A 2,750-nucleotide genomic window follows, 5' to 3' on the forward strand; every position below is an offset into this window, starting at 1 on the left:
CCCTGCGCGAGGAGACGTTCTGGCGGGTGTTCGAGGTCGAGGGCGGCGGGGAGATATCCCTAGCCAACATCGACCAGTTCTCCGCGGGCACCACGTGGCGCGACACCGTCGTGGAACTCGTCGGCGACGAGACGCTGCCGCGCGCCCGCGTGCTGCGCTGCGCCTTGGAGGCGCTCACCCGGGATTTCGCCGCGTTCCGGGCGGGCTGGTTCTCGCGGTTGTGCGTGGCGCTCGCACCGACCCCGGCCGAGTCGGCGGCCAACCAGGATCTGCTGCGTTTGTGCCTGGGCAGCTCGGTGCGGGCGACCGTCACCTTCGCCGTCGCGCAGCTCGCCGCCGTCGCGAAGTCCGGCGCGCTGGAGGAGGCCCCCTTCGTGGACGCGGCCACGCCCGGGCTCGCAGGCACCAAGGCGTCCGCGCTGGCGACGCTGCGGATCCTCAGCGAGCTGGCCGCCCGGCACCCGACCGCGGCCACCGCCGTGGCCGAAGCTCTGCCGCACCCGCACGCCGACGTGCAGCGCGCCGCGGTGAGCGCCCTACTCACGCTGGAACGCGGCGACCTCATCGTGCCCCTGCGCGACGCGCTCGCCCCGGCCGTCGCCGCGTCCCTCCCGCCCTGGCTCACCGGCGGTGACGACGCCCCGCACCCCCACGCGCCGGGTGACACCACCGCGAGCGGCACCGGCCCAGACCCGGCCGGAGGTGGGCTTCCCCCGGCGATCCCGGTCGTCGCCTGGACGGACGCGGACGCCCTGGAACGGTGCGCGGCCCTGCTGGAGGACCGCACCGACGCGTTGGAACTGGAACGGGCCCTGGCCTGGCTCGCCACCTGCCCGACGGCTGGCCGCATCCTGGCGCCGCTCGCCTCCCGGGCCGGGGCGATCGCCCGCCGCGACAGCGACGGCTGGATTCCCGCGCTGGTGCTGGCCACCGTCGATCCGCAGGCCGCGTTCCTGCCGCAGACGTGGCGGCGCTCGCCGGAATCCTTCCAGGACACCACCACCGATCCCGAGCCGATGGTCGCCAACCCCACTGCCGAGGAATCGACCCCGCTGCCCAGCCTCGTCACCCGGCTGCGGGAGGTCGTCGACATCGTGCAAGGGCGCGCCCCGCGACGTCCCCTGCTGGCCACCCCCACCGACAGCCAGGGCTGGATCGACGCCGACGAGCTCACCGCCCGGCTCGACGGACCGCCCGCCTCGCCCGCCGATCTGACCGCGGCCCTGCTGCGCGTCCGGCCCGCCGAACGCGTCCGGCTCGGCGCCCTGGACCTGCCCGCACCGACGACCGCCCCGGAGTTGGCCGTCACCTGGACGAGCTGGGGCTCCTCGGAGCTGAAGGGCGACGGAACGCCGCGCTGGGTGTGGTGGCGCCCCGTCATCCACGGTGCCCCGCAGCCCTCCCCGCTGGATCCGGCGGTCATCGCGTCCTCGAGCCGGGACCTGTACGCGGGGTACGCCTCCCCGCTGGCGCTGGACGCCCTGCGGCTCGCCGTGCCCGCCACCACGCTTCCGCTGGTCGCGGTCGGGCTGCCGCTGGTCAGCGACGCCGTGTTCGAGGCGTCCGAGCATCGCGCCGCCGACGTGCTCCGCGCGCTCGCCGAGCATCCGGGAACCTGGACGCCGCTGACCGCGCAAGTCCTCGCGCTGGGATGCTCGGCAACCCAGGCCGGGGTGCGGGCCCAGGCCGCCGAACTGCTCGCCGCAGCCCTCCCCGCCCGGATCGACGCCGGCGACGCCGCCGCCGGGTTCGAGGCCTGCGCGCCCGCCTGCCTGCCGACGCGCTGGGCGTCCAGCCTCGCCGACGCCGCCCAGCTCAACCCGGGCGCGGTCGTGGATCTGCTGACCGCGCTGCTTCCGCGCCTCGACCGCACCACCCGCGGCGTCGGCGCCCTGCTCGGCGTCGTGGTGGACGAGTCGCTGCGCCTGCACCGCCCCCTCACCGACGCCGCCCTGGCCGCCTGGCTGTCCGGGTTCACCGGCTCCTCGGCGGCCGCCCGCTCCGCGCGTTCCCTCCTCGCCACCACACCTTTGGAGCTTTCATGACAGCACGCAACACCGGCCACTTCGACGGTGTCGACCTGGAGGGCCTCTGGAGCGACAGCGAGTACTCCCGCACCCACTACGAGGGGCCCGCCCCCGACGACGCGACGCTCGCCCTCGTGGAGGAGGCGCTGGGCTACCGGCTGCCCGACAGCTTCGTCGAGCTGGCGCGCGTCCACAACGGCGGCCTGCTGAAACGCTCGGTGTTCCCCGTGGAAGCGGGACCCGACGTGATCGAGGCCGCCTACCTGTCGGGGCTGTTCAGCATCGGCGGGCAGGCCCGCTACTCGCTGCTCGGAGCGGTGGGGTCGGCGTTCTGGTTCCACGAGTGGGGCTACCCGGAGATCGGCGTCGTCATCGCCGACACCATCAGCGCCGGACACGACCTGATCCTGCTCGACTACCGCGCCTGCGGGCCCACCGGGGAACCGGCGGTCGTGCACGTCGATCAGGAGAGCGACTACGCCATCACCCCGCTGGCCCCCGACTTCGCCACCTTCGTGCGCGGCCTGGTCAGCGAGGAGGAGTTCGACGACCCGTCCGAGGAACTCGCCGAGAACCTGGCGATCGTCCAGCGCGGCTCCCTCTCCCCGATCCTGCGTCGCACCCTGGACGCCGTCGCGACATCGCTGCCCGAGGGTGAGCGCGCCCTGCGGGCGCTGGCCGAACGCATCGTCGTGGCCAAGGGGTTCTTCTCCCTCCACGCGG

At 74.6% G+C, this 2,750-nt stretch carries 2 protein-coding genes; both read left to right on the forward strand.

Annotation, left to right across the window (positions count from 1 at the left end; translation table 11 throughout):
• On the forward strand, positions 1–2,045 hold a 2,045-nt coding region (locus V7E09_RS15085; protein ID WP_324523668.1), incomplete at its 5' end, for a DUF6493 family protein.
• Positions 2,042–2,750, forward strand: a 709-nt coding sequence (locus V7E09_RS15090; RefSeq protein ID WP_324523669.1) for an SMI1/KNR4 family protein, incomplete at its 3' end; no start/stop codon positions are given. The genes V7E09_RS15085 and V7E09_RS15090, both read left to right, overlap by 4 nt.

It is taken from the genome of Propioniciclava sp. (genome assembly GCF_036744435.1).
Classification (GTDB): Bacteria; Actinomycetota; Actinomycetes; order Propionibacteriales; family Propionibacteriaceae; genus Propioniciclava.